Below are 26407 nucleotides of genomic sequence, written 5' to 3' on the forward strand. Positions count from 1 at the left end.
CTGAAAGTTCCTGGAGCTGGCTCCAGGTGATATTGAAGCGAGCCAGGAATTTTCGGATTCGATCGGAGAGCCAGGACCTGACCCTGATCGACGGCACCCATGGAGGAGGGCAGGTGCTCCGTACCGCCCTCAGCCTTTCCATCATTCCCGGTCGACCGTTCCGGATGACCGGGATACGCGGCAAGCGCTCCCGTCCCTAGACGGTTTCCAGTCAGCCCGTTGAGTCAGCGCCCATCGTTTGTATCGCCTCAAACCACAACTCTGCGTTTACACTTGACGGCCACGTCCCCCTGGAAGGATCGTCTCCGGTGAACCTCAACGACGCCAGTTTCGAAGAACTGCTCAACGCTCTGCATGACGGCGTCTACATCACCGACGGCGACGGCAAGACGCTGAAGGTCAATCAGGCCTATGAACGCCTGACCGGGCTCAGCGGCGCGGATCTTATCGGCCGATCCATGCAGGAGCTGGTGAAGGAGGGCGTCATTTCGCAATCGGCCACCTTGCGGGTGTTGCAGGGCGGTCGGCCGGTGTCGGTGATGCAGAGCCTGAGCCAGGGCAAGAAGCTGCTCGTCAGCGCCACGCCGATTCTCGACGCTGGAAAGCGGATTTCATATGTGGTCAGTACCGTGCGCGACATGACGGAACTGCTACGCATGAAGCATGAGCGCGATGAGCTGCAACAGCTCAAGCAACTGCGCAACAGCACCGCGAAGCTTCATGCCGGCCAACGAGACAATCTCCTGCGTTCGCCGCTGATGGCCGATCAGGAGATGTCCGGCCGCGTCCTCTCGCTGGCTCGCCAGGTTGCCAGCAGCTCAGTCAAGGTGTTGCTCCAAGGGGAAACCGGCGTCGGCAAGACCCTCGTCGCACAATTCATCCATAACGCCAGCCCGCGTGCCAGCGAACCCTTCCTCGCGCTCAACTGCGGCGCACTGCCCGAAAACCTGATCGAAGCCGAGTTGTTTGGCTATGTGCCCGGAGCGTTCACCGGCGCGGGCCCCAAAGGCAAGCGTGGCCTGCTGGAGCTGGCGCATCACGGCACGTTGTTTCTCGACGAAATCGGTGATTTGCCGTTGCCGGTGCAGGTCAAGCTGCTCAAGGTGATCGAAGAAAACCGCTTCATTCCGGTGGGTGGCCTGGAGCTGAAGGAGGTCGATGTGCGCATCATCAGCGCCACCCACCATGACCTCAAGCAACAGGTGGCGCAGGGTCGTTTCCGGGCTGACCTGTATTACCGGCTCAATGTGGTGCCGATCCACATTCCGGCACTGCGCGAGCGTCGGGAGGAGATCGCGCCGCTGCTGCATTACTACCTCGACCGGTTCAATGCTCGTTACGAACGCCAGGTCCAATGGAGTCTCGAGGCCCTCGACCTGATGTGCGACTACGATTGGCCCGGCAACATCCGCGAGTTGATCAACCTGGTCGAGCGACTGGTGGTGACCAATCAGACCGGCACTGTCGAGGCGCTTGATATGCCGGAAGAGATCCTCGACCTCAATCCACCCAACACCCGTGACACTGGCCTGCCGCTGCGCAAGGTTCTGGAAAATGCCGAGCGCAGTGCGATTCGTGCCGCGCTGCTCGCGCACAAGACCACGCGCCTTGCGGCCAAGGCGTTGGGGGTGAGCCAGGCGACCGTGGTGCAGAAAATGAAGCGCTGGGAACAGTCTGATTAGGATGCTGATCAGGCCCGGCCAAATCGATCAGAAAACTAATCGCTATTGATCCGTAAAAACCCTCCTGCGCTCGTGAAAATCGCGCAAGGCCCCGTGCAATATGGGCCTTGCGGGCATTGGCACGCCTTTCGCTATCTCCTGTGGCACGTCTTCCAATAAAACAACATCAACTGGACGAGCCCGATGAATATCTCTGCTTTCAAGATCGCAAACAAATTGATTACCGGACCCGGCGCAATCGAGCAGCTTTGCGCAGAACTGACGCGCCTGGAGGTCAAGAATCCGCTGATCGTCACAGACGTCATCCTGGTAAATTCCGGGACCGTTGACCTGGCGCTCGCACAACTCGGCGATCGCCCCTACGGCGTTTTCGATCAGGTCAAGCCGGAGCCTGAAGTGGCCATCGTCGAAGACTGCACCCGTGCTTATCGAGAGGGCGGCCACGATGGATTGATCGCCGTGGGCGGCGGCAGCGCCATCGATATCGCCAAGGGCGTCGCGGCATTTGCCGGGCATGCAGGTCCGCTGAGCGACCTGTTCGGTGTCGATCTGGTGAAACGCAAGGGCCCTGCGCTGATTGCCATCCCGACGACCGCTGGCACCGGTTCGGAAGTGACCAACGTCGCGATTTTTTCCGACAAGCAAGCGCAGTTGAAGAAAGGCATCGTCAGCGACTACCTGCTGCCCGACGTGGCCTTGGTCAGCCCGGCCATGACGCTGACCTGCCCACGCAGTGTGACGGCGGCCAGTGGTGTCGATGCGCTGGTGCACGCGGTCGAGTCGTATATTTCCGTGAACGCTTCGCCGATCACCGACGCCATCGCCCTGGGCGCGATCAGGCTGATCAGCAAAGCGCTGCCGAAGGCCTATGCCAATCCAACCAACCTGCAGGCTCGGGAAGACATGGCCACCGCCAGCCTGATGGCCGGCATGGCGTTTGGCAACGCGGGGGTAGGGGCGGTGCATGCGCTGGCGTACCCGCTGGGCGGGCGATTCAACATCGCTCATGGCGTCAGCAACGCCTTGCTGCTGCCGTACGTGATGGAGTGGAACAAGACAGCCTGTGTCGAACGTTTTCGCGACATCGCCGAAGCCATGGACCTGCGCGTTGCGGACCTGAACGACAAGGATGCCGCGGACCAGGCTGTCAGGGCCATGGCCGATCTATGTGCCGCCGTCGACATCCCGTCCGGCCTGCGCAGTTTCAACGTGCCCGAGGATGCCATCCCCGCGATGGCTGAAGAAGCCAGCAAGATCGACCGGCTGATGCGCAACAACCCTCGCAAGCTGACCGCCGCCGATATCGAGAAGATCTATCGCGCGGCCTATTGATCTCCGTCACTCACGGCTCCGGTGCTGCCGGAGCGTGCGCCCGCCATTACAAGACCAATAAAACAGGTGAACTCAATGTCTGATACTCCTGCACAGCGGAGCGAAAGCCCGTACATCCCGCTGGGTCCCTTCAAGGTCCGGTTGCCATTTATTCACTACAAGATCGAGCTTCCAGACTATCTCCAGGGCTTGCTCATGTGCGCCGTGGACCTGGCGGCGATTCCGCTGATGACCGAACTGCTCGGCATGCCCTTCGAAGTCGCGCTCGCCGTCGTGATGCTCAACGGCCTGCTGTACCTCGCGCACCATTTGCTCGGCGACCCGACCGTACCCGGATGGATCACCCCGGCGGTGCCGCTGTTGATGGCGTACTGCGCGCAGTTTCCGATGGGCCCGGAGCGTGTCCATGCCTTGATTGCCTTTCAGTTGATGCTGGGGATTTTTTCAATCGCCCTGGGGGCGACCGGCATGGCGAAGAAGGTGGTGGAATATGTGCCCTCGGCGATCAAGTCCGGAATTATCGTCGGCGCGGGCTTGAGCGCGGTGATCGCAGTGTTCCAGGTCGGCGGTAAATTCAATGTGCTGCCCTGGACCATTTCCATTGCGGTCGGTATCGCCTTCTATTTGATCTTTTCCCAGCACTTCAACGAGCTCAAGCAACGCAACCGTTTCTGGTGGAACTTCGCCAAGCTTGGCATCTTGCCGATCGTGCTGTTGGCCGTGGTGATTGCCCCGTTGTTCGGTGAAGCGCCATGGCCAAGTCTCCAGTGGGGCATCAGCCAACCGGATTTCGCCGGCCTGTGGAACAACTACACCGTGTTCGGCCTGGGCATGCCTCCACTGTCCATGTTCCTTTCCGCGCTGCCGACCATGCTCGCCGCCTACATCATCGTCTTCGGCGACGTGCTCAGCGCGAAATCGCTCCTCGATGAAGCAGAAACCGTCCGTACTGACGAAGTCGTCGACTACAACGCCGACCGCGCGCACCTGATCTTTGGCGCACGCAATGCATTCATGAGCATCTTCGGCCCGGACGTCGCCATGTGCGGCCCGAAATGGGCGGCGATGCTGGTGGTCGTGATCGAGCGCTTCAAAGGTGGGCCGAAGGCGATGAAGTCGATCATCGGCGGTGTCGGGTCGTTCCGTTGGGGGACCAACAGCGGTCTGCTGCTGTTGCCGGTCGTGACGCTGGTGCAGCCGATTCTCGGCGTTGCCCTGTCGCTGACGCTGCTGATCCAGGGTTACGTGAGCGTGCGCCTGGGCATCCTTGAAGCGCGTAGCCAGCGCGACCTGGGTATCGCCGGCGTGATCGGCGCGGTACTGGCGATCAAAGGCGCGAGCTGGGCATTCGGGATTGGCGTTGTGTTGTGCTTGCTGATTTATGGCAAGAATTTCTTCAAGGGAGAGGTGGATGGGACGTTTGCCAAGGATCTGAAGGCGGTGGGTGGCAAGCCGGGCAAGGATGTCGAGCCGGTTATGGTGAACAAGCGGGTAGTGGGGGAGGCTATGGCTGATTGATCGGGTTTGTATGCCCTGAACGGTATGGACACAAGGCGCATTTGTCGTGCGCTTTGATAATCACGGAAATAAAAAAGGAAAACGTCATGACCACTGCAGTTCCCACAATGGATGAACTATTACAGGACGCGCCTTCTAACTGGGGCAGATGGGGAGCGGAAGACGAAGTTGGCTCGCTGAATTATCTGACCACGCAAGAAGTCCTGCGCGGAGTTGCGCACATCAAGACGGGAAATGTGTTTACGTTGCAGCGCATGATCGGCAATCCCGCCGGTGATCCGGTCTGGCCAGGCCGTACCCCGGCAGAACGCACCATGATTCTCGACGAGTCGAGTTGGGACGATAATCATGGCCCTTGTTACCCCGGCGGCTTGCATTACGCCGATGACAAGATCGACGCATTCCTGCAAGGATCCACCCAATATGATGCGCTTGGCCACCTCTGGTACGGCGGAAAAATATGGAACGGCTACGACGCGCGAACAACGGTGGGAGGTCTCGACAAGGCCAGTGTCGCACCTATCGGCGAGCGAGGTGTTGTCGGGCGCGCCGTATTGCTGGACATGGCAAGGCATCGTGGCAAACGCATGCTGGATAAAGGCGAGACATTTACCCATCTAGATCTTGAGGCATGCGCAGAATCTCAGGGCCACACGATCGAGCCTCATGACATCCTGATTATCAGAACTAACTTCCTCCAGGCCTTCTATGAACAAGGCGAGGCGTTTTATGACGGGTTCTGCGAGCCAGGTCTTACGTATTCGGAGGAGCTTGTCCGATGGTTCCACGACAAGGAGATTCCAAACCTTGTCACCGATACCATCGCCAACGAAGTCACGACCGACCCGGTATCCGGTGTGGCGCTGCCTCTGCACTGTGCCTTGATGCGCAATCTTGGTATCGCCTTTACGGAGATTTGTGACTTGGAAAAGTTGGCTGAAAATTGTGCCGAAGACGGGCAGTACACATTTCTCTATGTGGCTGCACCGTTGAAAGTCCATCGTGCTACCGGATCACCGGTCAATCCGGTGGTGATCAAATAGTCTTTGTGTGCTGGGGCAGGCTTGGTCCTGCCTCAGTGTGCGTCAAGCCGCTGGGATCTGTCACAACGCAGTACATTTGCTCATAGGTGGGGCAAGCGCATAAACATCCTGTTTAACATAATATACATTATGCGCACATTCATGTTTAAGATTGGTCACCGTTACAGGCAGCTTTCAAGGCACGGACTTTGGTGGGTTCCGTTCCTGCCGTAACGACATCCTGCAGAACAGCGTCTTCGCCCTGGGGATCTGCGTTTTGATCGTCCTCTATCTGGCCAGGTCTCACGTCTACAACGGCTCCGCCGTTTGAATCAGCGAGTTGAGCACCAGCTTGATTTCCGCAGCCGGATCTTTATGGCCCTGCAGGATCAAGCCTTCCGACAATGCAGTGAAAGTTCGCGCCAGCGCTGCGTATGCCAATGGAGGCTTCTTGCCGGCGTGATTGAAGATGATCGTGATCAGTTTCCCCAGCGCTTCGCTGTTTTCTTCATGCAGATCGTAGTAATGCTTTGCGAATTCTTCATCACGCAAAGCGATCAACTGCATCTCGGCGTCGAGGATGGCGCAGTTGGTATTGTTTTTAAGCGTGTCGATGTAGGCATTCAGGCCCTGAGTCAGTTGCTCTGCGGTGTAGCCCGCCGCCAAGGTGCTGCCCAAGCGATCTATCTCGACTCTCTTGAAGCGCTGGGTAAGTTGAAGCAGCAGTTCCGACTTGCTTGAGAAGTTTGAAAAGAATGCACCTTTCGAATAGCCGGCCTCTTCGGAAATTGTATTCACGCTGGCGGCATGAAAGCCTTTCTTGATCATCAGATCAGTCGCAGTGTCGAATAACTTGTCTCTTGTAACTTGCTGACTTTCCTCTCGCCCCAATCTCTTCTTGATCACGCCCTCGGCTCCTTTGGCCCGATGTATATATTTGTAACTAGATGAAACGAATCAACGAGTCAGCCAGCAAAACAGGTGTTTTCTACCTTACCACCCACCTTGGCTGTTTGCATTTAAAGTTTTGGAAGTGGCATCTAATAGCGACGCATTCCAGGCTGTAACAGACCTTGGCAGGAAGACAATTTTCGGCCGGATTCCAGAGGCGGGCGCTGTCATGCACCCTTCCCCCCCAGCGTGAAAAATCGCTGGAGTGCCTGAAAAATGGCGTCACTCGCATGGCGAAAACGTTGAGACTTGCCGTCTCAGGCCCGAGCTAGACACCTCCTCTTTGGTCTTTCCGCTAAATACCGCTTGATTTCCAGATACCGAATGGTTTTTACTTGCGCCGTTGGATCGTCCGACACCTGTTCAACGCCCACCGTGCCCGGACAGGTACCTCAAAGGAGCTGGATTTTAATGGAATATGCCTTTGTTACAGGCGCTACAGGCCTGCTCGGAAATAATGTCGTCCATGCGCTCTTGAAACGAAACATCAAGGTCAAGGCCCTTGTACGCTCCGTTGAAAAAGCCAGGAAGCAATTCGGTGACCTGCCTGTTGAGTTGGTTGAAGGCGATATGCTCGATGTTGGGGCTTTCAGCCCTGCGCTTGAAGGTTGCGACGCCTTGTTTCATACCGCCGCGTATTTCCGTGACAGTTATAAAGGCGGAAAACACTGGCAGAAGTTGTATGACACCAATGTGACCGGCACCGAGCACTTGTTGCAGGCCGCTTATGCCGCCGGGATTCGCCGTGCCGTCCACACTTCGTCCATCGCGGTCCTGAAGGGCAACAGGGACGAGGTGATCGACGAAACCATGTCACGTGATGAAGCGGAAGCTGACGATTACTACCTGAGCAAGATCCTGTCCGAGCAGAAGGTCCGGGAGTTCCTGTCGTTGCACCCGGACATGTTTGTCGCGATGGTGTTGCCCGGCTGGATGTTCGGCCCTGGCGACATTGGTCCCACCTCATCGGGCCAGTTCCTGCTGGATTTTGTCGGACAAAAGTTACCAGGCGTTCTTCCAGGCAGTTTTTCGGTGGTGGATGCCCGGGACGTGGCGGAACATCAAATCGCGGCGATTACCCGCGGCAGATCGGGTGAGCGTTATCTGGCCGCCGGTAATCATATGGACATGAAGAGTATCTTCCGGGCGCTGTCCAGTGTCAGCGGCGTACAAGCACCGGAGCGCCCCGTTCCGTTATTCATGCTACGGCTCATTGCCTTTGTGTATGAGTGCTATTACCGCGTCACGAAAAAGCCTGTGCTGATCAGTACTTCCACGGTCAAGCTTATAGAGCAAGAGCAAGGAAGAACGCACTTCAGCCACAGCAAGAGTTCCAGCGAATTGAAATGTGCATTCCGTCCCGTCACGGAAACACTGACCGATACGTTGGAGTGGTATCGGAAAAACAATTACCTGCACGTTAATTGAACCCATTCAAACAGTAGCCTGCCTCTGCAGTACTTTTTATCTAACCATGACTTCAAGGATTGAGAGGTTGGTGAATGAAAAGCCTTACCCATAAAGAAGGTTTTCTGCATCGTTTCGTCGGTTTTTCCCATTCGTATCCCGAGCACATCGCTATCCGGGACTTGGATGCAGACGAAACCGTCACATACCGGGACCTGCGAATCAGGGCTGAAGAATGCAATGGCTTTCTCCACGCACTGAATGTGTCGCCTGGGGAAAAAGTGGCCCTTGTGCTGCCCAACGGGGTTGATTTCATCGCCTATTACCTGGCGGTGATCGGCCATGGCGCTGTCCCGGTGATTCTCAACTACAAACTGACGGCATTCGAGCTGGGTAATGTCCTGGACATTTCCAAGCCATCACTGATCGTCACGATAGACACACTGTTCGAGCAACACCGAGAGATATTCCAGCCGGCCCACGCCTTGATCGTGAGCAATGGCGACGAGCAGCCCTTGTCGTCGCTTGAAAACGCCACAGTTGAAGCGACGTTGCCACGCCAGCCCCAACCTCTGTCGCAGCCAGACGATAACCCGATTGTCTCGATGCAGTTCACCTACCGTGGCATCGGCAAGCCGCTGGCGGTCTGTCACCGCTACCTCGACCTGACGCAGTCGAGCGATGGCCTGCATGAACAGTTCCATCCCCAAGGCATAGGGTCGGTCCACCTGGTGACGCTGCCGCTGTACGCCATCTTCGGATTGTCGGTGATGATGGTATTCCCGCTGAGCATCGGCGCCACGTTGCTGATGACCAACACCCTGCTCAATCGGGACTTGGCGCAAGTGTTGTCCGAACACCAGGTCACCTTTGCCTGCCTGGTGCCCGACGTTATTCGTTATTTCAATTCACGACTCGCCAAGCGCAAAGGTCCGCGTTTGCCCCTGCATCCTCAATTGATGATGTATTCCGGCGGCAGTCATCTACCGGCCGATGAAGGCGAGAAGCTCGGCAAGTTGTTGGGATGCGCGGCTGTACTGCAAGGCTACGGGCTGACCGAAAGCATGCCGGTGATTGTCCAGAGCTCTGTCGGCGAGGTTCATCGCGGCGCCATGGGACGACCGATCAGTGGTGTCGAACTGCGGGTGGTCGACGCGCAAGGCCAGGATGTCGTCGCTGGGCGTATCGGCGAGCTGCTGATACGCGGGCCGATGGTCATCCCGGGGTATGACGCCGCGCCAGAGATTAATGCGCGATTCTTCCGAGACGGCTGGCTGCACACCGGCGACCTGGTCTGGCGAGATGAAGAAGGCCATGTCTTTTTCTATTGCCAACGCCTGCGCATCTCGAAAATAAAAGCGCAGATGGTCGATCTGGCGGAAATCGAATCCGTCGCCCTGAAGCACCCCGACGCGGTGCGCGCCAGGGCCTACATCGTCCCGGACCACAAGGACGTCAATGTCTTGCACTTGTCCGTGGAAGGCGACGGTGAGTTGAGCCAGAACAGCGTGACCACCCTGCTCTCGCGTTACCTCTCCGGTTTCAAATTGCCAAAAATCATAGAGATTGTCCCTCTCAAGGAAGCGCTTCATGCACGCTGACAGCACACGACCGGTATTGGCCGTTTTCGATTTCGACGGCACGTTGACCGACAGGCACACCTTCTGGCGCTACATGCGCTTCATCGTCGGGACCCGGGCGTTCTGGCTCAGGATCATTCCCCTGTTGCCCAAAATGCTCAGCGTCATCCTGGGCATTACGCCGTTGATGCAAGCGCGCCTGGCCTTTATCGCCTGCTACCTCGGCGGCCTGACGGTAGAGCAAGAGCGCGAGCACGCCAGGTTTTTCATCTCCGAGCAATTGCCTCTCTGGCTGAGGCCGCAAGCGTTGCGCCGGCTGCAATGGCACCAGTCCATGGGGCACATGACGGCGCTGGTCAGCAACTCGCCGGAGAACTACCTGATCCCGTGGGGCCAGGCGGTGGGTTTCGACCACGTATGCGGAACCCGGTTGGCGACGGCCAAGAACAAGCTGACGGGCGGAATCTCCGGCACCAATTGTGTCGACCGGGAAAAAGTAGCGCGGCTGCGGGACTGCTTGAGCAACCTCGATGACTATTACATCTACGCCTACGGCGACTCGTCCGGGGACGACGCGCTGCTCGGCATTGCCAACTCTCCCTTCTACAGAAACTGGTACTGATCGATGAACACTCTGAGCACTTTGGCCCCCAAGCATTTCAAACAGCCGGGCAACGCTGCGACGGTGATGATCGTCGGTGCCGGCCCCATTGGCCTGTCCCTGGCAATCATGTTGAAGCAATGGGGCGTGGCTTTTCGCATCATTGAAAAAAACGCCGGCCCCTCGACCGCGACCAAGGCGATGGCGATTCATTCCAGGACCCTGGAAATCTTCCGCGACCTCGGCATTGCCGAGCAGGCGCTGGCCGACGGTTTTACCATCAACCAGTTTTCGGTCCAGTCCAACGCGAAGCGGGTGCTGAACTACAACTTTTCCTACCTGGACGCCACCTATCCCCTCCTCCTCAGCTTGCCGCAGCCGCAGACTGAAAAGATCCTGCTGGAGCGTCTGAACCTGCTGGGTGCGGATGTGGAATGGAACACTGAACTGGTCGATATCGAAAACCAGCCAGGCGCCGTGCACATGGCGCTGCGTCACGCCGACGGCAGCGAAGAGTCCATCACCAGCCGTTGGGCAGTGGCCTGTGACGGTGCGCGCAGCAACATCCGAAAACGCCTGGACATGACGTTCGAGGGCTCCTCCTACGACCGTTTCTTCATGCTCGCCGACGCCGACATCGAATGGTCCGGCAGCAAGGACGAAGGCGCGTTTTTCCTTGGCGCGCAGGATGGGTATGTAGCGGTCGCGCCGATCAGCGATCAATCGCGTTATCGCCTCTTTATCGAGATGCCCTACAACCTGCCGCCCGAAGGCGAGCGCCCGCCCCTGACCCTGGAGAATTTCCAACGGCTGTGCGAAGGACGCGGGCAGAAGATGACCCTGTCCAACATCTCCTCGACCACCATTGCCTCGTTCCAACATCGCCGAGTGCAATCGTTGCAGCAAGGCTCGATCTTCCTGGTGGGCGACTCCGCGCATATCGGCAGCCCGATCGGTGGCCAGTGGATGAACCTGGGCATCTCCGAAGCCTATAACCTGGCGTGGAAAATGGCCTACGTGGACCAGGGCCTCGCCGATCCGTCGCTGTTGGAAAGCTACAACGATGAACGCTACCCGGTTGCCCTGGAAGTGGAAAACACCGCGCATCGGCTCACGGGGCTCATCACGGTCAGGCACCCTGCCCTGGTCTGGTTGCGTGACAATGTCCTGCCGTTGTTGAGCAACCGCCAGAAGATCCAGCGCAAGCTGCCGTCGATGATTTCCGGCCACCAATACCACTATGGCAAGAGCGAACACATCCAGGAATCGCTGACCAAAAAGCAGCGCAGCAGCTGGGCCAGAAAAGGCAAGAAAACCCCGTTCCAGGCCCCCGCCCCTCGCTCGGGACAACTGGCGCCCGATGTCGAGCTGTGGCAGCACCAGGGCATGCCGCCCAAACGCCTGATCGATCTGTTCCAGGGGACCTTCACCCTACTGATCTTCAGCGCAGCGGATCAATTTTCGCCCCTGTTGCCAAGCCATTACTCGCTGGCCGCCTCGGTGGAGCGCGACTACCCGGCGATCAAGGCCTACTGCGTGGTCGATGCCCTGAGCAGCGTCGGGTTGCCCGCCGAGCAATCCACCCTGCTGGACCCTGACTGGCGCCTGCACAAGCGTTATCACGCCAAGGAAGGCACGTTGATGCTGATCCGACCCGATGGCTACATCGCCTTCCAGGGCGCCGATGCAATAACGCTGATGACTTACCTGAGCGTGAGGTCCGGGTTGCTCAAGGGCGCCGGGAAGACAGCCTTTTCCGAAATCGATGCGGTGGAGCTCCCACTTCAAGTCGTGACTGCCGATCTGCCCTGCTGATTCTCATGGCCCAGCCCCGGGCCATGCCTTGATGACTGAATAGAACCTACTCACTTATGGTTAAGGAGAACCTTATGCGCTTGCAGCTCAACGACGTTGTGCAGGAGTTCATCGTGTCCAACGGGAAAATAGCCCACAGCTATTTTTCACTGTCCGAAAAAATCATTGATTCCCTTTGCGAATCCAATATCGCAAAGGAATCCATCCTGATGCGCCTGCTGGAGCAGGCCGAAACCGTCACCGCGCATTACTTCAACGCTCACCAGCAGGTACTCGAGGGCGTCTACGCCCACGGTGTCCAAGCGCCTGCCAAGGACAGCGTCGCTGCACTCGAGCCGGTTATCTCGCAGCCATCGGTGCTAGCCGCGGCTCCGGTCGCCGAACAACTGCCTGCACTCACCTATGCGCAATGGCTGCGTGCGGAAATAAGCACGGTCACGGGTTTCAAAAGCGAGCAGATCGATTTCGACCAGAGCTTTGAAAGCCTGGGCATCGACTCGCTGGGCTTGGTCGATATCTTCGAGTCGTTGGCCCAGCACTTCCCGGAAAAGAAAGACCTCACTTCGCAGCTTTTCGATGCGCCGACACCGACAGCCTTGCTCGCCAGGCTTGAGGCCAACCCGCAGGCGCCGGCAATGGACGTCCAAGCCTGGGTCCTCGACCAACTGGCCGGCATCACCGGTTTCACCGTCGATCAGCTCGATCGTCAACAAAGCTATGAAAGCCTGGGAATGGATTCTCTGGTGCAGCTGGATTTCCTCGAGTCGGTCGTCGCCCTGTGGCCACAGCTCAAGGCCCGGAGCAGCGAGTTGGCCAACGCCAAATGTGCGCAGCAAACCATTGCGCTCATCGAAGACGCCCTTGCCAATGACGCGCCACGCAGCGCTGCCGATGAGCCTGCAACCGCCACCACAGATGAATCGACGGCGATCGACGAGGTGTTGCTCGGCGCCCTCTCGCCACTGGTCGCGGACGCGCCATCGGCGCTGGATGTCGAGACGCCCTTTGCCCAGTTGGGGCTCAACGGTTTTGATCGGGAGGCGCTTTGCCAGTCGATGGCCCAACGCTGCCCCGACAGTGAGTTCGCCGGCGAAGCACTGATGTCGCGCCGCACGCCACAGGACGCGCTGTCGCTGCTGCAAAGAATGGGCTGAAGCCCGCTGGCAGGCGCTGCCAACACATGGAATGGAAACCGGGTGACCGACAGGTCACCCAGCTTTAGTGAATCAGGAGATAGCAATGAGTGGCGCGGTAACGACAGTGGGTGACTTGTGCTTCAGCGCGATGGCTGGCGAATTCCCGGGAGCGCCTTCGACGGATGCCCTGTGGAATGTGCTCGTCCAAGGCAAGATAGCCCCCATCCAGGCCATGCCGGCACGTTGGGAGCTGGATAAAAGCACGATATTTTCGGCCAAGGCTGGCGAGAAGGACCGCACCTACCTGGACAGTGCCTTTTGCCTGACCGACGATGCATCGATTCCCTCGCGCCACGATGGCCGGCAGGTGGCGATCGGCAAGAAAGTCCTCCAGACGCTGCTCGCCCAGTTGGCGGCCCAAGGCTCGGTACTGGATACGAAGCGCACGGCGCTGGTGGTCGCCACTTCATGGTGCGACGAAAGTTATTTCGCGACAGGAACCGCGAACAGCTCCGGCGCGCCTGTCGGGTTCACGCCGGGCGAACAAGTGGCCGCACTGGCCGGCGCTTTCGCCTTGGGCGGGCCGGTGTTGTCGGTGGATACCGCCTGCAGTTCCTTCCCTTATGCGATCGACATGGCCAAGGCCTTGCTCAGCAGCGGCCAGGCGGATAACGCGATCGTGATGGCCTTGAACACGGTCCTGCCGCCCGCGCTGTTCCTTGGCTTCTCGCAGCTGACGGCATTTTCCGCCCGGGCCAGCATGCAGGCGTTCGGCCAGGACGCCGACGGCATCGTGCCCGGAGAATGTGCAGCGGCGTTCCTGGTCGAGCCAGTTTCCCAGGCATTGGCCGCCCGGCGGCAGCCGCTGGGGGTCCTGCGGGCGTTGGGCTTGTCCGCCGACGGCGCCGAAGGCTCGGTGTTCGCGCCGGGCAAACAGGCTCAATATTGTGCCTATGAGCGTGCCTACAGCGACCTGGACCCAGGCAGCGTCGACTATATCGAGACCCACGGCACCGGCACCCCATTGGGTGACGCGACCGAGTTGGCCTCCCTGGACAGCTTCTTCGCCGCCCATCGCAACACCGGCGAAAAGTTGACCATCGGCTCGATCAAGTCCGTCATCGGCCATCCGTTGGCCGCCGCGGGAGGCGCCTCGCTCGCCAAGGCGCTGATGATCCTGCGTCACCGGAGCGTCCCGCCCCAACCTGACTACTGCCCCAGCGCAAAAGTCGACGGAACCTGCCTGCGACTTGCCACCCGGCAACCGCAGTCCTTGGCTGATCGCCAATCGGCCATCCGGATCGGGATTTCCAGTTTCGGCTTTGGCGGCGCCAACGCGCACCTGGTGGTGGATGAATACATCGACGACGGGCACGCGCCAGCCGCCCAGGCTGTCCCGGGCGTGTTGAAACTCGATCTCGCCGTGGTCGAGGCTGAAGCTGCGTTCAGCGGTTGCGATTCACTGCAGTCATTTCAACATCAGCTCGACCAGCCAGCCACGCCCGCCGTGCTCTTTCCTTACGGGCGCTTCGTCGATTACAACGGCGACCTGAGCCGGCCGTTATCCGGGAAGTTCCTCGCCCGGGACCCGCTCATCGACATCGCCGGTTTCGGCATGGGCCCCAAGCCCCTGGCCCATGTCGACCCGTTCAAGCTACTGGTCGCCGACCGGGTGAACCATCTGCTGCGGCGCTTGCCAGGCGTGGCGGGGTCAGCCGACACCGCCATGGTGATGTGCTGCAACATGGGCGGCGAACGATTCAGCAATGCCTACAGCAGCGCCCAGCAGTTCTACGCTCGAAGCCAAGGCACACCGCCCGGCGTGGAGGTGACGGACGTGGCGACCATGTTGCCGAACATGCTCTCCGGTTATCCGGCGCAGATATTCGACTTCAAGGGGTTCCACCAGACGTTGGCCGGCACCCCAGGTCTGTTCTGGCAGACGCTGCTGGCTTCCCGGCAATGGTTCGAGCAAGGCATTTCCACCTTGCTGCTGGGCGCCGGGCGGTTTATCAGCGGTGAAATCGAGATCGATCGCGCCCTGCGCAGTACAGCGGTACAAGGCGAAGGACTCGGCGTGGTCGCCCTGCGTCCCTATCAGCCCGATTCCGGTGATACGCCGCTGCTGGTGATTCGTGCGGCGGTCCTCGCCCATGCCGCGACGTCGTTGGACGAAGCGTGCCAGTTGGCAGGCAAAAAACGCGACCAGTACCCGCACGTCGAGGTCTGCGAGCTGCAACCCGAAATGGCCCGGGCCAACGGACCGCTGCGACAAATGACCGGTTTCCTGGGAGAAGCCAGCGGTATCGAGACCCTGTTGGCCGTGATGTTGAGTGCCTCGGCGCACACGGTGATCGAGGTTCGCGAAGGCGCCAAGCCGGTGATGTGGCTGTTCACCGAAAAACTCCGGGAATGGAAACCGCTGCCGGCCGAGCTTTCCCCTCCCCCCAAGCACCCGTTCACCCTGCGTTTCGCTCACGAGACGCCGCGCTCGCTGCAACCGCTCGCCGCGCCTGCGCGCCCCGGCCAAATCGTCCGGGAACCGCAACACGACGGCGTCGACGTATTGCAGCTCAGCGACATGCTGACGAGCACGGTCCTGGCCGGGTTGCGCGTTCGCGTCCGCGCGATGGAAGGGCTTTTCGCCCTGCACCAGGGCCCAGCGGGCCAGCGGCCGACGCAATGGCCTCGTCGTCCCGAAAACACAGTGATCAGCCACGTGCAACGGGGCCCGCGTTCGCTGCGCGCACAATTGCGGGTGAATGAGGCGCACCCTTATTTCTTCGACCACCCGCTGGATCACGTGCCCGGCATTCTCTTGCTCGAAGGCGTGATGCAATTGATCGAGCAGACCATGCCCCCGCTCAATGGCCGCGTCGCCTACGTCAAGACACTGGGCATCAAGTTCCAGCAATACGTGCAGAAGGAAGGTGTGATCGACCTGCACGTGGAGCAAGACCAGGACGCCCATGTCTTCCAGGCGAAGGTCATGCAGGGCGGAAAACTGATGTGCACGTGCGTGCTGGGAATGGCCTACAGCTCGGCCTTCGAAACCACACCGCCCGGCGAATTCACCGCCCGCCGGTGTGGCAACAAGGCGTTCCTGCACAAGGCCAGGGAAGAGAACGTGATCGTCAGCGAAATGAGCACGGTGGCCCAAGGCTTGAGCGTGGACACGGTCAAGCTGCCCGAGGGGCATTTTTTCCATGAGGGCGACCCTGCGCATTTTTCGATGGTGTATTTCCTCGAAATCGCGCGCCAATGCTACATGCAGATCGCCCACGGCCATCTGCAGATCCCCCTCAATGTCCCTATGAACCTGTTGGCCCTGAGTTTCAGCCTGGACCGGCCCATCCCCCGCAACAGCCCGCTTTCGCTGGCACCGCAAGCCGGTATGGAAGCGCAGTTGCAGTCCTTCAAGACCAACCGCATCCACATTGATCTGTTCAACCGGGGCGAAAAAATCGGCCAGGCGAATATCACCGCGCAAGTGCTGAGCCAAGCCGCGCCTGCCGCCTGAAGCGTGGCTCGATGTCCACTTTCGAGCACGACCGTGCCCCCAGCAGCCAAGGTAATCCCATGAGCGATGTCAACGTACAAGTCATAGTCAAATCACCACCGCCGGTCATATGGCGAATCTGGAGCAACTTCTCCGAATCGCCGTTATGGGACACCGATGTCCGCCATTGTGAACTCAAAGGCCCATTTCAACCGGGGACGCAGGGCATTTGCGTCCTGAACAATGGCCTGAAGATGCCACTGAAACTGGAGTCGGTGCTGCCTCAGGAAAGCTATCGCAACAGCGCGAAACTGCTCTGGATGAAGCTCGAATTCGATCATCGGCTGCGCAGGCTCTCGCCCAATGAAACCCAGGTCATCCATAGCGCGAAGATCTCCGGCCCCTTGAGCTTTCTGTACCGAGGGCTGATGCGCAAGGCATTGACGGTGGCGATGACCACGGCCTTGAACAACCTGAAGGCGTTGGCTGAGCTGCGGGCGGACGCCGCCTGCACCCCCGGCGGCGATCACGCTGAAACGCACCTGCATCTGGTATGACCGGCTCGGGACGTCATGTCCCGAGCGCGAGCTACCGCAATTTTTTTGATAACGGCACATTTGGACCGAGCATGAACCTACTGAAAAACACCCAATACCTGGCGCTGAGCATGATCGGCATCGGCCTCATTGTCCCGGCGTCCAGCTTCGCCGACACGCTGGGCCCCTACGCCAGTCTGATGGGCGGCGCGAACTGGGTCGCTGAGCAGGACCTGACCCAGAACGACCTGGATTTCGTCGAGATGGAGTTCAACCAACCCACCGAGTCCGGCTACGCCACTGGCCTGGCCTTGGGCTGGCGCTTCCCTGTAGGGCTGAGGCCGGAGATTGAACTGGGCTATCGCAAGAACACGCTGACCCAATTCAACAACCGGGTCTATGAGGGCGGCGGGAGTATCGACGGCAAAGGCGAAGAGAAAGCCACGACCTTGATGGCCAATCTCTGGTACGACGTGTTGAACCTGCCGGCGCCGTTCGACCGTTTCACACCCTACGTCGGTGGCGGCCTCGGCTATGCCACCCTCACGGTCAGCGGCCTGGAGGCCGGCGGTGTCGAATTCGGCGGTACCCATCGTGACACGGTGTCGGCTTACCAACTGGGTGCCGGCGTGGGGTACGAGTTCACCGAGCACTGGTCCATGTCGGTGGATTACCGGTGCCTGAAGACGCGCGAAGCGCATTTCGGTGACATCGAGCGCTTGCCCCAAGGCGACGTGAGCACCGAGTACGAGGCCCAATCCGTGATGCTGGGCCTGCGTTACTGGCTCTGACGCGGTAGACCGGCGCCTTGCTTCGGCAAGGCGCCGCTTTCGCCAGCCAGCGGCTGTTTCAGGTACATGCCCGTCAGCATGTCCTGGCTTTCCAGCGGCCCGTTGTGGTTGATGACCGCGAAATTCTTTACCAGTTGGATGTTGTACGGCCCATTCTTGCCGGTTGTTTGCGCTTGCGACACGACAATGAGGTTTTCGGTTTCCATCGGCACAATCTGGAGTTCGGTCACGATGCCCTTTACGGTGACCCTGAATTCAGCCATTTCTTTCCCATCGGCGCTGCGATCCGGCAGGATCTTCAGGTCCAGATCACCGTCGCGGCCCATCGAGTCCTGCCGCATCTGATAATGGCCGCTGCGTTGGTCCAACTCGACATCGCCGGTCTTGTCGTTATCCGACTCGCGCTCATCCTCGTGCAACACCACTGTCTGCGGGCGGTCGTTGTCCTTGCCGGCTGGGGTCCAGGTGGCGATGTAAGGATAGGGATCGACCTTTTCCCGAGTGATGCGCCATTCGCCCATCCGTCGCCCGTCATCGGCATATGCGTAGAGATTGACGAATTCGTCGTCGCCCTCGTCTTCCCGAGTCCCCACCAGCCTGACTGACTCGGTGCCGGTCGCCTTGAGGTAGCGCACTTCTCCAATGACCACCGCGCCCTGCTTCTGGTACCAGATCTCCAGCGGGACATGGTCTTGCAGGCTGCCGGCAAACAACTGCGGATCCTCACTGGCCGGCCCGTCCAGGGTCGATTGTTCGCGCCATTGGCCGTCCTTCCAATCGCCGACGGTGCGCCGGGTGTAACCGCGCGGCATGCTGGAGGTATCGTCGTATTCGGTCGGCTGGATGTTGTCCTCGGTGTCGCAATGCAGGCGGACCAATTCGTCGCCCTGCATTCTCCACCGACACGTGCGCGTCCAATGGCCGTCGCGGTCGGTTTGGGAAAACAGATTTTCATTCGGGATGACCGCAAACATTCCGCCGCTGCTTTCCTTTGCCAGGTCCGTCAACGCCCGGTTCAGAACCCACTGGTTGTTCTCCGGGTCCTGCAGATAGACATCGTAGTTTCCTTTGTAGGCCACTTCAGGATCGTCACCGTTGCGAATCGCCAGGTCCAGACGGCCATCGAAGTTGAAATCATCGAAATACACCAGGCTGAATCGGCCGAGCATCCAGCCGTTGTCCTTGCCATCGCGGTCCAGGGGAATATTGCCGGCCTGGGTCTGCAATTGCTGCAAGACCTCTTGCGTGGACGGGGTGCGCACGGTGATGACCGACGGAGCCAGTTGCTTTCGATCTTCGGGCGGCTGGGGGAACAGCACTTCGACGAGGTAGGCTCCGCTGCCGGCGCTGAAGGAAAAAGACAGCGGCTCGGCGATGGCCTGGGCCGCGGGAAGCATAAAGAAGAGCACAACCTTGAAGAAAGCACGCATCCCGCGTTTACCTGGCGTAAGGGAGGGGCCGTAGTGTAACGGCGATGACGTAAAGCAGGCAGCCCTGCCCCCCCCTCAGCCTTCACTGCGACGCCAGCCCTGGGCGATCGCCAATCAAGCCGCCGTGCTGTGCCTCGGGACGATCGGCCCGGCTTCGCCCAACAGTGCGGCGACGGTTCGCTCGCCAAGCGCCAGGCCGACGCTCATGCCCAGCCCGGTATGCATCACCACCGCGGTGACGCCGTCCGCCGCTTCAACCACGCTGAACGGCCCCGGCCCACGCGCGCCATAGACGCCCTGCCAGCGCTCCAGCACGTCGACTTCGCCGCCCAAGGTGTCCTGGGCCAGGTCAATCAGGATCCGATCCACCTGTTCGGCGTTGAACGGCGAGATATCGCTGCCGTAGACATGGGAGTCGCCAATGATCAGGTCACCGTAGGGTGTCGGGCTGATGAGCAAATGGATGCCATGGGCTTCCAGCTCCGGTTGCTGGCTGCGGATCTGCGCGCGGATGGCATCCGCTTCGGGCAGGTCGGCAAAGGCGCCGTAATGCACACAACTCAGCCCTGTCAGCAGCGCATGCCGCAGGGCCAGCGGCTGACGCGGGCGTACACGCAGCATTTGCAGGCCGCACACCTGCGGTCGCAGCGCGGCGAGTGGCTCGGCCAGCAGCGTCTGGTAGTCATGGCCCGAGCAAACGACGATGTGCCTGGCGGTAAACCGACCGGCGCTGGTGACGGCACGGTGGGTCTCGACATCGCGTACCAGCGTCGAGAAATGGAACTCGACGCCCAGTGCCCGGGCCAGATACTCGACGATCTGCGGTAGCGCCTCGCGGGAATACAGTTGTTGGTCATCAAGGCCAAGCAACGCGGCACGATGATGGGCAAAACGGCCTTCATACAGGGCCTCCAGGGCATCGCCGCGCAGCAGTTCGGTGCGATAACCCAAACTCGCGCCGCGCCCGTTCACGAACGCTTCGAGCAACACCTCCTCGGCTTCCGTCCGGGCGAACAGCAACGAGCCTTGCTGGTGCAGATGCAAGCCGGCGGCCTGCCCCAACGTCTTCCACAAACCGTTTGCCTGGCGTGCCAGGTCAAGCATGGCGCCCGGTGCCTGGCCGCCGACCAACGCTTGGCCGAAGTTGCGGACCGAGGCACCCAGCGGTGCATGGCTACGCTCGAACACCTTGACCTTGAGGCCGCGCTTGGCACCGGCCCAAGCGTGGGCCAGACCGAGAATACCCGCGCCGACGACCAGCAGGTCGCAGTCGTGCTCAGACATGGAGACTCCTTGAATTTTCTATGACCAGGTGAGGCCCGCTCGACACCTCGGGCCTTGGAATAGGCGAATTACTTGGCGACAGGCTCGGACTTGCCGTCGTAGCGCTTGCGCCACTCGGCCAAGATGTTGTCGCGGTTTTCCGACGCCCAGTTGAAATCGTTGCGGATCAGCCGCTGCTCATAGTCCGCTGGCAACTCCGGCAAGCGCTCGGCGATGCCCGGTTGTGCCAGGACAGCGAAGTTGGCTTTGTACAGATCCATGGCCTCGCGGCTGGCGGAAAAATCGGCCAGTTTCCTCGCTGCCTCCAGGTGCGGCGTGCCCTTGATCACGGCAGTGGCTTCGATTTCCCAACCCAGTCCTTCGGCGGGCAGCACGATGTCCAGTGGCGCGCCCTTGCGCTTGAGCTGAATGGCCGGGTATTCGAACGAAATACCGATGGGGAACTCACCGGAAGCCGCCAATTTGCAGGGCTTGGAACCGGAGTGGGTGTATTGGCCGATGTTGGCGTGCAACTTGTCCATGTAGGCCCAGCCCTTGGCTTCGCCGAATGTCTGCAGCCAGGCGCTGACATCCAGGTAACCGGTGCCCGACGACGCGGGGTTGGGCATCACGATCTTGCCTTGGTACACCGGGTTGGCAAGGTCTTCCCAACGGGTGGGTTTCGGCAACCCGAGCTTCTGCGCTTCCACCGTGTTGAAACAGATGGACGCGGCCCAGACGTCCATGCCGACCCAGGTTGGCGGCGTGTCGGCGTCACGGTAGCTTGCTGCAATCTGGCCCAGGTTTGCCGGGCTGTAGGCGTCCAGCAGGCCTTGCTGCTTGAGGATGGCCAGGCTGGAGCCGGCAAGGCCCCAGACCACGTCGGCTTGTGGGCGATCCTTCTCTGCCAGCAGCTTCGCGGTGACGATGCCGGTCGAATCGCGCACCCATTTGATTTCGATGCCTGGATTCTTCTGCTCAAAGGCTTGTTTGTAGGCCTTGAGCTGCTCGACTTCGAGGGCCGTGTAAACCGTCAGTTCGGTATTGGCCTGGGCTTGAAAAGCACAAGCGGCCAGCAGGCCGGCGGCCAAGGCAGTGCGTTTGGACATGGTACGGCTCCGTATCGGTCAGTGGGGCTTTCAGGTGTGGGACGGCAACATGCCGCGGGCCAGTCGGGCGTTGATGTCATCGATCACGGCGGGCAACCCGGCGATCGTGTCGATCAGGTAATGCGGGCGGCTCGCGGCGAACAGTCCGTCGATGCGCGTGCGCTCGGCAGCCAACTGCCGGGCTGACAGGGCCTGGAACTGTGCCCAGTCAAGCCCAAGGAAATTGCCGGAAAAACGCAGCGCCACGGTCCACATCCCGGCCCGGCGGCCTTCGAGGATGCCGGGCTCGGTGTCATCGACCTTCACGCAGCCGGCCAAATCGTCCAGGCCCAGGGCGATGACGTTGGCCAAGGCCTGCGCCGGACTCGGCCGGCCCTTGGGCACGTCATCGGTGGCCACCACATGGTCGGGGCTGTAGCCCTTGGTTGCGGCCAATTCGACGACCTTGTCCATGACCTGCCTGGGATAACCGGAACAACTGCCGATTTTCAGGCCTCGTTGGCGCAGTGCGGCGATGCTTTCCAGCGCGCCGGGGATCAGGTCCGAGTGCTCGGCGACCTTGGCGATCTGCATCGGCATGAAGCGTTGGTAGATCGCGGTCACGTCGTCATCGCTCGGCGTGCGCCCGAACCGACGGACAAATCTTTCGGCCACGGCGGGTTGATCACACAGGGCACGGATGTGATCCCACTTGCCCATGCCCATCGGGCCACGGGCCTCCTCCAGGCTGAGCTCGATGTCGAAACTGGCGAAGGCTTCGACGAAGATTCGCGTCGGGGCGAACGAACCGAAGTCCACCACGGTGCCCGCCCAATCGAGGATGGCGGCTTGCAGGCGGGTTGGCGTTTGGTAGTGCATCAGAATCTCCAACAGGTTTTCAAAGGCCCGGCGCCGGCTGGCGCCAGGCCTGGGAGCGACGCAGCAGGCGCCGCGAGAAAGTCGCAAGCAGCAACGAAACACTGGCCGAGGTCAGCAGGATCAAGGTGGACATTGCGGCGGCCCCGCCTACGTTGCCGGCGTCGTCCATGTTCAGGACCGCCACTGCGGCCAGCACGCTGTCAGGGCTGTACAGGAAAATCGCCGCCGAGACCGTGGTCATCGCCGAGACGAACAGATAGCGGACAATGTCGAGCAAGGCCGGCAGGCACATGGGCAGCGTGACCCGCAGGAAATGCCGCGCCAACGGCACCTTGAGCGCCAGCGCGGCAGCCTCGAATTCGGCGTCGAGCTGGCGCAGGGCCGTGCTGGCTGTCATGTGCGCGGTCGTCAGGAAGTGAGCGACGGTGCAGACCACCAACAGCGCCAGGCTGCCGTAAAGATTGCCGAGCGGATTACCCGGCAGATTGAAAAAGAACACATAGCCAAGGCCCAGGACCAGGCCGGGGACCGCCATGGGCACGAAACTGAGCAGCCGCAGGATTCGGGTCAATGCGCTTTGCCGGGTTTTCTCGATCAGGTAGGCGCCAGTGAAGATCAGCAGGCTGCCGGACACGGCGCTGCAGGCGGCCAGCATCAGGCTGTTGCGATAGGCCAGCCAGCCGCCGGGCAGGTCGGAAAAACCGTAGTTATCCAGCGACAAGGACAAATCGTAGGGCCAGAACTGCACCAGCGATGCGTACACAGCCATGCCGAACACCCCGAGCAACACGCAGCAGACCATTGCCGTAACGCCCAGGAAAGCCACGTCCCGCCCCGCTGATGGCCGAGGGTGATAGACCTGGGCGCGGCCGCCCATGGCCTCGCGTTGATTGCGACGGAGCCACACGTCCACCGCAAAACTGAGCAAGGCCGGCACCAGCAGGATCAGGCCGATCAATGCCCCGCGCCCGAATTGCTGTTGCCCAACGACCGCCTTGTAGGCTTCCAGCGCCAGCACTTGATAGTCACCGCCCACCGTGACCGGCACGCCGAAATCGGTGATGCACAAGGTGAACACCAGGCAGAACGCGGCAAATACGCCCTGCCGACTGCCGGGCCAGGTGATGCTGCGAAATGCCCGCCAAGGCGAGGCGCCCATACTCGAGGCCGCATCGAACAGCCGCGCGTCCGCCAACGCCAGCGCCGACATCAGCACCATCAATGCATGGGGAAAGGTGTAGATCGCCTGCCCGAGGACGATGCCCCAGAAACCATAGATGTTGTCCGCCATGAAGCCGCGCAGCAGCCCCTGGTTGCCGAACAGGTAGATCAGCGCGATTCCCGGCAGCATCGAAGTTGCCAGCAGCGGCAGCAGCGAAATCCCCCGCCATAGCGGCTTGGCGATGATGCAGGTGCGCTGCAACGCATAGGCGAACGCGTAGGCCAGCGGCACCACGATCATCGCCACAGTCAGAGAAGCTGTCAGGCTGTTGCCCAGCAACCAGCGGAAGTTCGCGCTGGCAAACAATGCCAGTGCGGCGTGCAGGCCCCCACCCTGGCTGGCGTCACCGCTGAAGGCACGCCACAGCATGGCGAGCAGCGGTAGCAGGACCGCCACCACCAGCAACATGAGCAGCAGCCATTGACCGCCGCGAATGAACAGGCGATCGGCGAAATCACCGGCCACCTGGCGTGGCTGGAATGCGGTCGCCTTGATTGTCATCGTGACGTCCATATCAAGCGAAAACCTGCAAGCACTGGGGCGGCAGCGCGACCTTCAGGTGGGCGCCGGTCAACGGAGGCATGGCGTGCGGCTCCAACTCAGCCAACAGACCATGGCCTGGCAGCGCGTCGAGCTCGAAGCTCAGCCGGCAGCGATTGCCGAGAAAAGTCAGCTCCCGCAGTTGCGCGTCGAACAGGTTGTGTTCGGGGGTCGTCGGATTGATCCGGACGGCTTCCGGACGGCAGAACAGGCGACCGCGCGGTTGGATATCATTGCCGCCCAGGGTGAGGTTCAGTTCGCCAACCCGCACCTGGCCATCCTGGCCGCGCTCGAACGGCAGCCAGTTGCCCTGGCCGATGAAATCGGCGACAAAAGCCGTCGCCGGCGCGCGGTAGATCTGTTGAGCACTGGCAAACTGTTCGACGCGGCCCTGGTTGATCACCGCGATCCGGTCGGCCATCAGCATCGCCTCGTCCTGGTTGTGAGTGACCATCAACGTGGTAATGCCCAGGCGCTTTTGCAGCCCGCGCAGCTCCGTGCACAAATGCTCACGCACCCGCGCATCGAGGGCCGACATCGGTTCGTCGAGCAGTAACAGCGAGGGCGCCGGGGCCAAGGCACGGGCCAGGGCGACCCGTTGCTGCTGGCCGCCGGAAAGTTGGCCGGGGTACTTTTTCTCGCTGCCACACAGCCCGACGAGATCAAGCATCTCATTGACCCGGCGGCGAATCGTCTCGCGGCTGTTGCCCGCCAGGCCGTAACCGACGTTCTGCTCCACCGTGAGGTTGGGAAACAACGCGTAGGACTGGAACAGGATGCCGTAGTCCCGCGCTTGCGGCGCCAGGCTGGAGACATCCCGCGCGCCGATCATCAGGGTGCCGCGATCCTGCCGCTCCAGGCCGGCGATGCAGCGCAGCAAGGTGGTCTTGCCGCAACCGGACGGCCCGAGCAAGCACACCAGTTCACCGGCGGCGATGTCCAGCGACACCCCATCCAGGGCCTTGAAGGCGCCGAAGCTTTTATGGATGTCGCGTATCTGCATGTCTACGGAGCGTGTTCTTGTCATGACGTTACCTCGATGAGCGGTCAACTCGACGAGGGTCATGGTAGGCAGGCAGTACGAAGGCTTGATTGCAGTTGGCTAAAAGCTGCCGATAGTGCCATCGGCAAATTTGCGTAGTCGGCTCAGGACTCGGCCGTTTCCCGTGCCAGGCCCAGGAACGCCGAAGGCAGCCGGGCCTGGCGGCGCTCCTTCAGGCAATAGAGGTACTCGGCGATCAATGGCGCGCCCTCCAGCTCCACCACTTTGAGCAGCGGGTTCTCCGGCACCTCATGACGGGCGATGACGCTGATGCCGATGTTGCGCAGGACCGCTTCGCGAATCGACTCACGGCTGCCAATCTCCAACAGTGGCCCAATCGCAACGCCAGCTTCTCGCAGCAGCGTTGTAGTGAGCGTGCGGGTGGTCGAGCCTTTTTCACGCATCAGCAGGCAGTACCCGGCCAATGCGCTGGGCGCCACGCGATCATGGCTCGCCAACGGGTGGCTGCGGTGCACCGCCACGACGAGAGGGTCGTGGCCCAGCACCAATCGGGTCAGGCGAGAATCTTCCACCCGTTGCGAGGACGCGGCCAGGTCCACCCGGTACTCTTCCAGCGCCTCGATGACCTGCAGCGAGTTGCCGATTTCCAGGGTCACTTCGCACAGGGGAAACTGCTCGCGAAAGCCCTTGATGATATCGAGCACGTAGTACGGGGCCGTGGCGCCGATTCGCAGCGTGCCTTGCACCTGGCCGCTGTTGCGCAGGAAAAACTCGATGTCGGCTTCCTGCTGCAACAGCTTCTGCACCATCGGCAGCAACTGCGCGCCTTCGTCGCTGAGGGTCAGCCGGCGACCGCCGCGAAAGAACAGTTCGACGCCGTACTGGGCCTCCAGATTGCGAATCTGCGTGGTCACCGTCGGCTGGCTCAGCCCGAGTTTCTTGGCCGCCTGGGTGACGCTGGCCAGGCGGGCGACCATATGGAAAGACTTCAGCTCGGCGCTGAGCATGTCGTGGATGCTCCAGAAAGAGGATGAGGGCAAGCGACTATAAAGATTTACCTGGTCACCGGAAACGATCAAAATCGCCGCCATTCGTCTACCCTCACAACGCGC

General features: G+C 60.6%; 21 protein-coding genes. 13 read left to right on the top strand and 8 right to left on the bottom strand.

All coding sequences use genetic code 11. From position 1 onward, the window contains the following. Window positions 1–26 precede the first annotated feature (26 nt). The 5 genes from M8Q45_RS28410 (at window position 27) to M8Q45_RS11215 (ending at window position 5575) form a co-directional block, all read left to right on the top strand. Window positions 27–200 (top strand): RNA 3'-terminal phosphate cyclase, encoded by a 174-nt coding sequence (locus M8Q45_RS28410; protein WP_349654621.1) that lies wholly within the window; start codon window positions 27–29, stop codon window positions 198–200. A gap of 108 nt (window positions 201–308) precedes the next feature. Next, window positions 309–1682, top strand: a complete 1374-nt coding sequence (locus M8Q45_RS11200) for a sigma-54 interaction domain-containing protein (RefSeq protein WP_249874784.1) — start codon at window positions 309–311, stop codon at window positions 1680–1682. A gap of 183 nt (window positions 1683–1865) precedes the next feature. Next, window positions 1866–3014 (top strand): iron-containing alcohol dehydrogenase, encoded by a 1149-nt coding sequence (locus tag M8Q45_RS11205; RefSeq protein WP_249874785.1) that lies wholly within the window; start codon window positions 1866–1868, stop codon window positions 3012–3014. A gap of 75 nt (window positions 3015–3089) precedes the next feature. After that, window positions 3090–4532: a hypothetical protein gene (locus tag M8Q45_RS11210; RefSeq protein ID WP_249874786.1), complete on the top strand. Its 1443-nt coding sequence runs from the start codon at window positions 3090–3092 to the stop codon at window positions 4530–4532. Window positions 4533–4618: 86 nt separating this feature from the next. Then, window positions 4619–5575: a cyclase family protein gene (locus M8Q45_RS11215; RefSeq protein ID WP_249874787.1), complete on the top strand. Its 957-nt coding sequence runs from the start codon at window positions 4619–4621 to the stop codon at window positions 5573–5575. A 288-nt stretch (window positions 5576–5863) separates the two neighbouring features. On the opposite strand, the gene M8Q45_RS11220 is transcribed toward M8Q45_RS11215, so the two are convergent. Further along, window positions 5864–6460 carry a TetR/AcrR family transcriptional regulator gene (locus M8Q45_RS11220; RefSeq protein ID WP_249874788.1) on the bottom strand — a complete coding sequence of 199 codons (597 nt, stop codon included), beginning with the start codon at window positions 6458–6460 and terminating at the stop codon, window positions 5864–5866. Window positions 6461–6916: 456 nt separating this feature from the next. Between M8Q45_RS11220 and M8Q45_RS11225 the strand changes: the two genes are divergently transcribed. The 8 genes from M8Q45_RS11225 to M8Q45_RS11260 all read left to right on the top strand — a co-directional run bounded on the left by M8Q45_RS11225 (window position 6917) and on the right by M8Q45_RS11260 (window position 17870). Continuing rightward, window positions 6917–7933 (top strand): SDR family oxidoreductase, encoded by a 1017-nt coding sequence (locus M8Q45_RS11225; RefSeq protein WP_249874789.1) that lies wholly within the window; start codon window positions 6917–6919, stop codon window positions 7931–7933. A gap of 74 nt (window positions 7934–8007) precedes the next feature. Beyond that, window positions 8008–9513, top strand: coding sequence for a class I adenylate-forming enzyme family protein (locus tag M8Q45_RS11230; RefSeq protein WP_249874790.1), 1506 nt, complete (start codon window positions 8008–8010; stop codon window positions 9511–9513). Next, on the top strand, window positions 9503–10114 hold the full coding sequence (locus tag M8Q45_RS11235; protein WP_249874791.1) for an HAD-IB family hydrolase: 612 nt from the start codon (window positions 9503–9505) through the stop codon (window positions 10112–10114). Before M8Q45_RS11230 ends, M8Q45_RS11235 begins: the two co-directional genes overlap by 11 nt. Window positions 10115–10117: 3 nt before the next feature. Further along, window positions 10118–11908, top strand: a complete 1791-nt coding sequence (locus tag M8Q45_RS11240) for an FAD-dependent monooxygenase (protein ID WP_249874792.1) — start codon at window positions 10118–10120, stop codon at window positions 11906–11908. 74 nt (window positions 11909–11982) lie between these two features. Then, a complete protein-coding gene (locus M8Q45_RS11245; RefSeq protein ID WP_249874793.1) occupies window positions 11983–13062 on the top strand; it encodes an acyl carrier protein in 1080 nt (359 codons plus the stop codon). An 85-nt stretch (window positions 13063–13147) separates the two neighbouring features. Then, window positions 13148–16564 (top strand): polyketide synthase family protein, encoded by a 3417-nt coding sequence (locus tag M8Q45_RS11250; RefSeq protein ID WP_249874794.1) that lies wholly within the window; start codon window positions 13148–13150, stop codon window positions 16562–16564. Between the two features lie 59 nt (window positions 16565–16623). Further along, window positions 16624–17100, top strand: coding sequence for an SRPBCC family protein (locus tag M8Q45_RS11255; protein WP_249874795.1), 477 nt, complete (start codon window positions 16624–16626; stop codon window positions 17098–17100). A gap of 71 nt (window positions 17101–17171) precedes the next feature. Next, on the top strand, window positions 17172–17870 hold the full coding sequence (locus M8Q45_RS11260; protein ID WP_030138875.1) for an outer membrane protein: 699 nt from the start codon (window positions 17172–17174) through the stop codon (window positions 17868–17870). Here M8Q45_RS11260 and M8Q45_RS11265 read toward each other — a convergent pair. The 7 genes from M8Q45_RS11265 to M8Q45_RS11295 all read right to left on the bottom strand — a co-directional run bounded on the left by M8Q45_RS11265 (window position 17858) and on the right by M8Q45_RS11295 (window position 26302). Next, window positions 17858–19300, bottom strand: a complete 1443-nt coding sequence (locus M8Q45_RS11265) for an XAC2610-related protein (protein WP_249874796.1) — start codon at window positions 19298–19300, stop codon at window positions 17858–17860. The two genes, M8Q45_RS11260 and M8Q45_RS11265, sit on opposite strands and share 13 nt — an antisense overlap. A gap of 114 nt (window positions 19301–19414) precedes the next feature. Next, window positions 19415–20584, bottom strand: coding sequence for a TIGR03364 family FAD-dependent oxidoreductase (locus M8Q45_RS11270; protein ID WP_249874797.1), 1170 nt, complete (start codon window positions 20582–20584; stop codon window positions 19415–19417). A gap of 68 nt (window positions 20585–20652) precedes the next feature. After that, window positions 20653–21672, bottom strand: a complete 1020-nt coding sequence (locus M8Q45_RS11275; protein WP_249874798.1) for a putative 2-aminoethylphosphonate ABC transporter substrate-binding protein — start codon at window positions 21670–21672, stop codon at window positions 20653–20655. A 30-nt stretch (window positions 21673–21702) separates the two neighbouring features. Next, entirely contained in the window at window positions 21703–22530 is an 828-nt protein-coding gene (phnX, locus tag M8Q45_RS11280) for a phosphonoacetaldehyde hydrolase (RefSeq protein WP_249874799.1), read from the bottom strand. Window positions 22531–22549: 19 nt separating this feature from the next. After that, window positions 22550–24253 carry a putative 2-aminoethylphosphonate ABC transporter permease subunit gene (locus tag M8Q45_RS11285; protein ID WP_249874800.1) on the bottom strand — a complete coding sequence of 568 codons (1704 nt, stop codon included), beginning with the start codon at window positions 24251–24253 and terminating at the stop codon, window positions 22550–22552. 13 nt (window positions 24254–24266) lie between these two features. Further along, complete coding sequence (locus M8Q45_RS11290; protein ID WP_249874801.1) at window positions 24267–25319, bottom strand: putative 2-aminoethylphosphonate ABC transporter ATP-binding protein; 1053 nt, start codon at window positions 25317–25319, stop codon at window positions 24267–24269. Window positions 25320–25438: 119 nt separating this feature from the next. Continuing rightward, window positions 25439–26302, bottom strand: a complete 864-nt coding sequence (locus M8Q45_RS11295; protein ID WP_249874802.1) for a LysR substrate-binding domain-containing protein — start codon at window positions 26300–26302, stop codon at window positions 25439–25441. Between the last annotated feature and the right edge of the window lie 105 nt (window positions 26303–26407).

It is taken from the genome of Pseudomonas sp. T1.Ur (assembly GCF_023516725.1).
GTDB classification, from domain to species: Bacteria; Pseudomonadota; Gammaproteobacteria; order Pseudomonadales; family Pseudomonadaceae; genus Aquipseudomonas; species Aquipseudomonas alvandae.

What these genes read in the sequence shown, in the direction of transcription:
- M8Q45_RS11205 (WP_249874785.1), top strand. Translation starts at nt 1,866, where the DNA reads ATGAATATCTCTGCTTTCAAGATCGCAAACAAATTGATTACCGGACCC.
- M8Q45_RS11210 (WP_249874786.1), top strand. Translation starts at nt 3,090, where the DNA reads ATGTCTGATACTCCTGCACAGCGGAGCGAAAGCCCGTACATCCCGCTG.
- M8Q45_RS11215 (WP_249874787.1), top strand. Translation starts at nt 4,619, where the DNA reads ATGACCACTGCAGTTCCCACAATGGATGAACTATTACAGGACGCGCCT.
- M8Q45_RS11225 (WP_249874789.1), top strand. Translation starts at nt 6,917, where the DNA reads ATGGAATATGCCTTTGTTACAGGCGCTACAGGCCTGCTCGGAAATAAT.
- M8Q45_RS11230 (WP_249874790.1), top strand. Translation starts at nt 8,008, where the DNA reads ATGAAAAGCCTTACCCATAAAGAAGGTTTTCTGCATCGTTTCGTCGGT.
- M8Q45_RS11235 (WP_249874791.1), top strand. Translation starts at nt 9,503, where the DNA reads ATGCACGCTGACAGCACACGACCGGTATTGGCCGTTTTCGATTTCGAC.
- M8Q45_RS11240 (WP_249874792.1), top strand. Translation starts at nt 10,118, where the DNA reads ATGAACACTCTGAGCACTTTGGCCCCCAAGCATTTCAAACAGCCGGGC.
- M8Q45_RS11245 (WP_249874793.1), top strand. Translation starts at nt 11,983, where the DNA reads ATGCGCTTGCAGCTCAACGACGTTGTGCAGGAGTTCATCGTGTCCAAC.
- M8Q45_RS11250 (WP_249874794.1), top strand. Translation starts at nt 13,148, where the DNA reads ATGAGTGGCGCGGTAACGACAGTGGGTGACTTGTGCTTCAGCGCGATG.
- M8Q45_RS11255 (WP_249874795.1), top strand. Translation starts at nt 16,624, where the DNA reads ATGAGCGATGTCAACGTACAAGTCATAGTCAAATCACCACCGCCGGTC.
- M8Q45_RS11260 (WP_030138875.1), top strand. Translation starts at nt 17,172, where the DNA reads ATGAACCTACTGAAAAACACCCAATACCTGGCGCTGAGCATGATCGGC.
- M8Q45_RS11265 (WP_249874796.1), bottom strand. Translation starts at nt 19,300, where the DNA reads ATGCGTGCTTTCTTCAAGGTTGTGCTCTTCTTTATGCTTCCCGCGGCC.
- M8Q45_RS11270 (WP_249874797.1), bottom strand. Translation starts at nt 20,584, where the DNA reads ATGTCTGAGCACGACTGCGACCTGCTGGTCGTCGGCGCGGGTATTCTC.
- M8Q45_RS11275 (WP_249874798.1), bottom strand. Translation starts at nt 21,672, where the DNA reads ATGTCCAAACGCACTGCCTTGGCCGCCGGCCTGCTGGCCGCTTGTGCT.
- phnX (WP_249874799.1), bottom strand. Translation starts at nt 22,530, where the DNA reads ATGCACTACCAAACGCCAACCCGCCTGCAAGCCGCCATCCTCGATTGG.
- M8Q45_RS11285 (WP_249874800.1), bottom strand. Translation starts at nt 24,253, where the DNA reads ATGACAATCAAGGCGACCGCATTCCAGCCACGCCAGGTGGCCGGTGAT.
- M8Q45_RS11290 (WP_249874801.1), bottom strand. Translation starts at nt 25,319, where the DNA reads ATGACAAGAACACGCTCCGTAGACATGCAGATACGCGACATCCATAAA.
- M8Q45_RS11295 (WP_249874802.1), bottom strand. Translation starts at nt 26,302, where the DNA reads ATGCTCAGCGCCGAGCTGAAGTCTTTCCATATGGTCGCCCGCCTGGCC.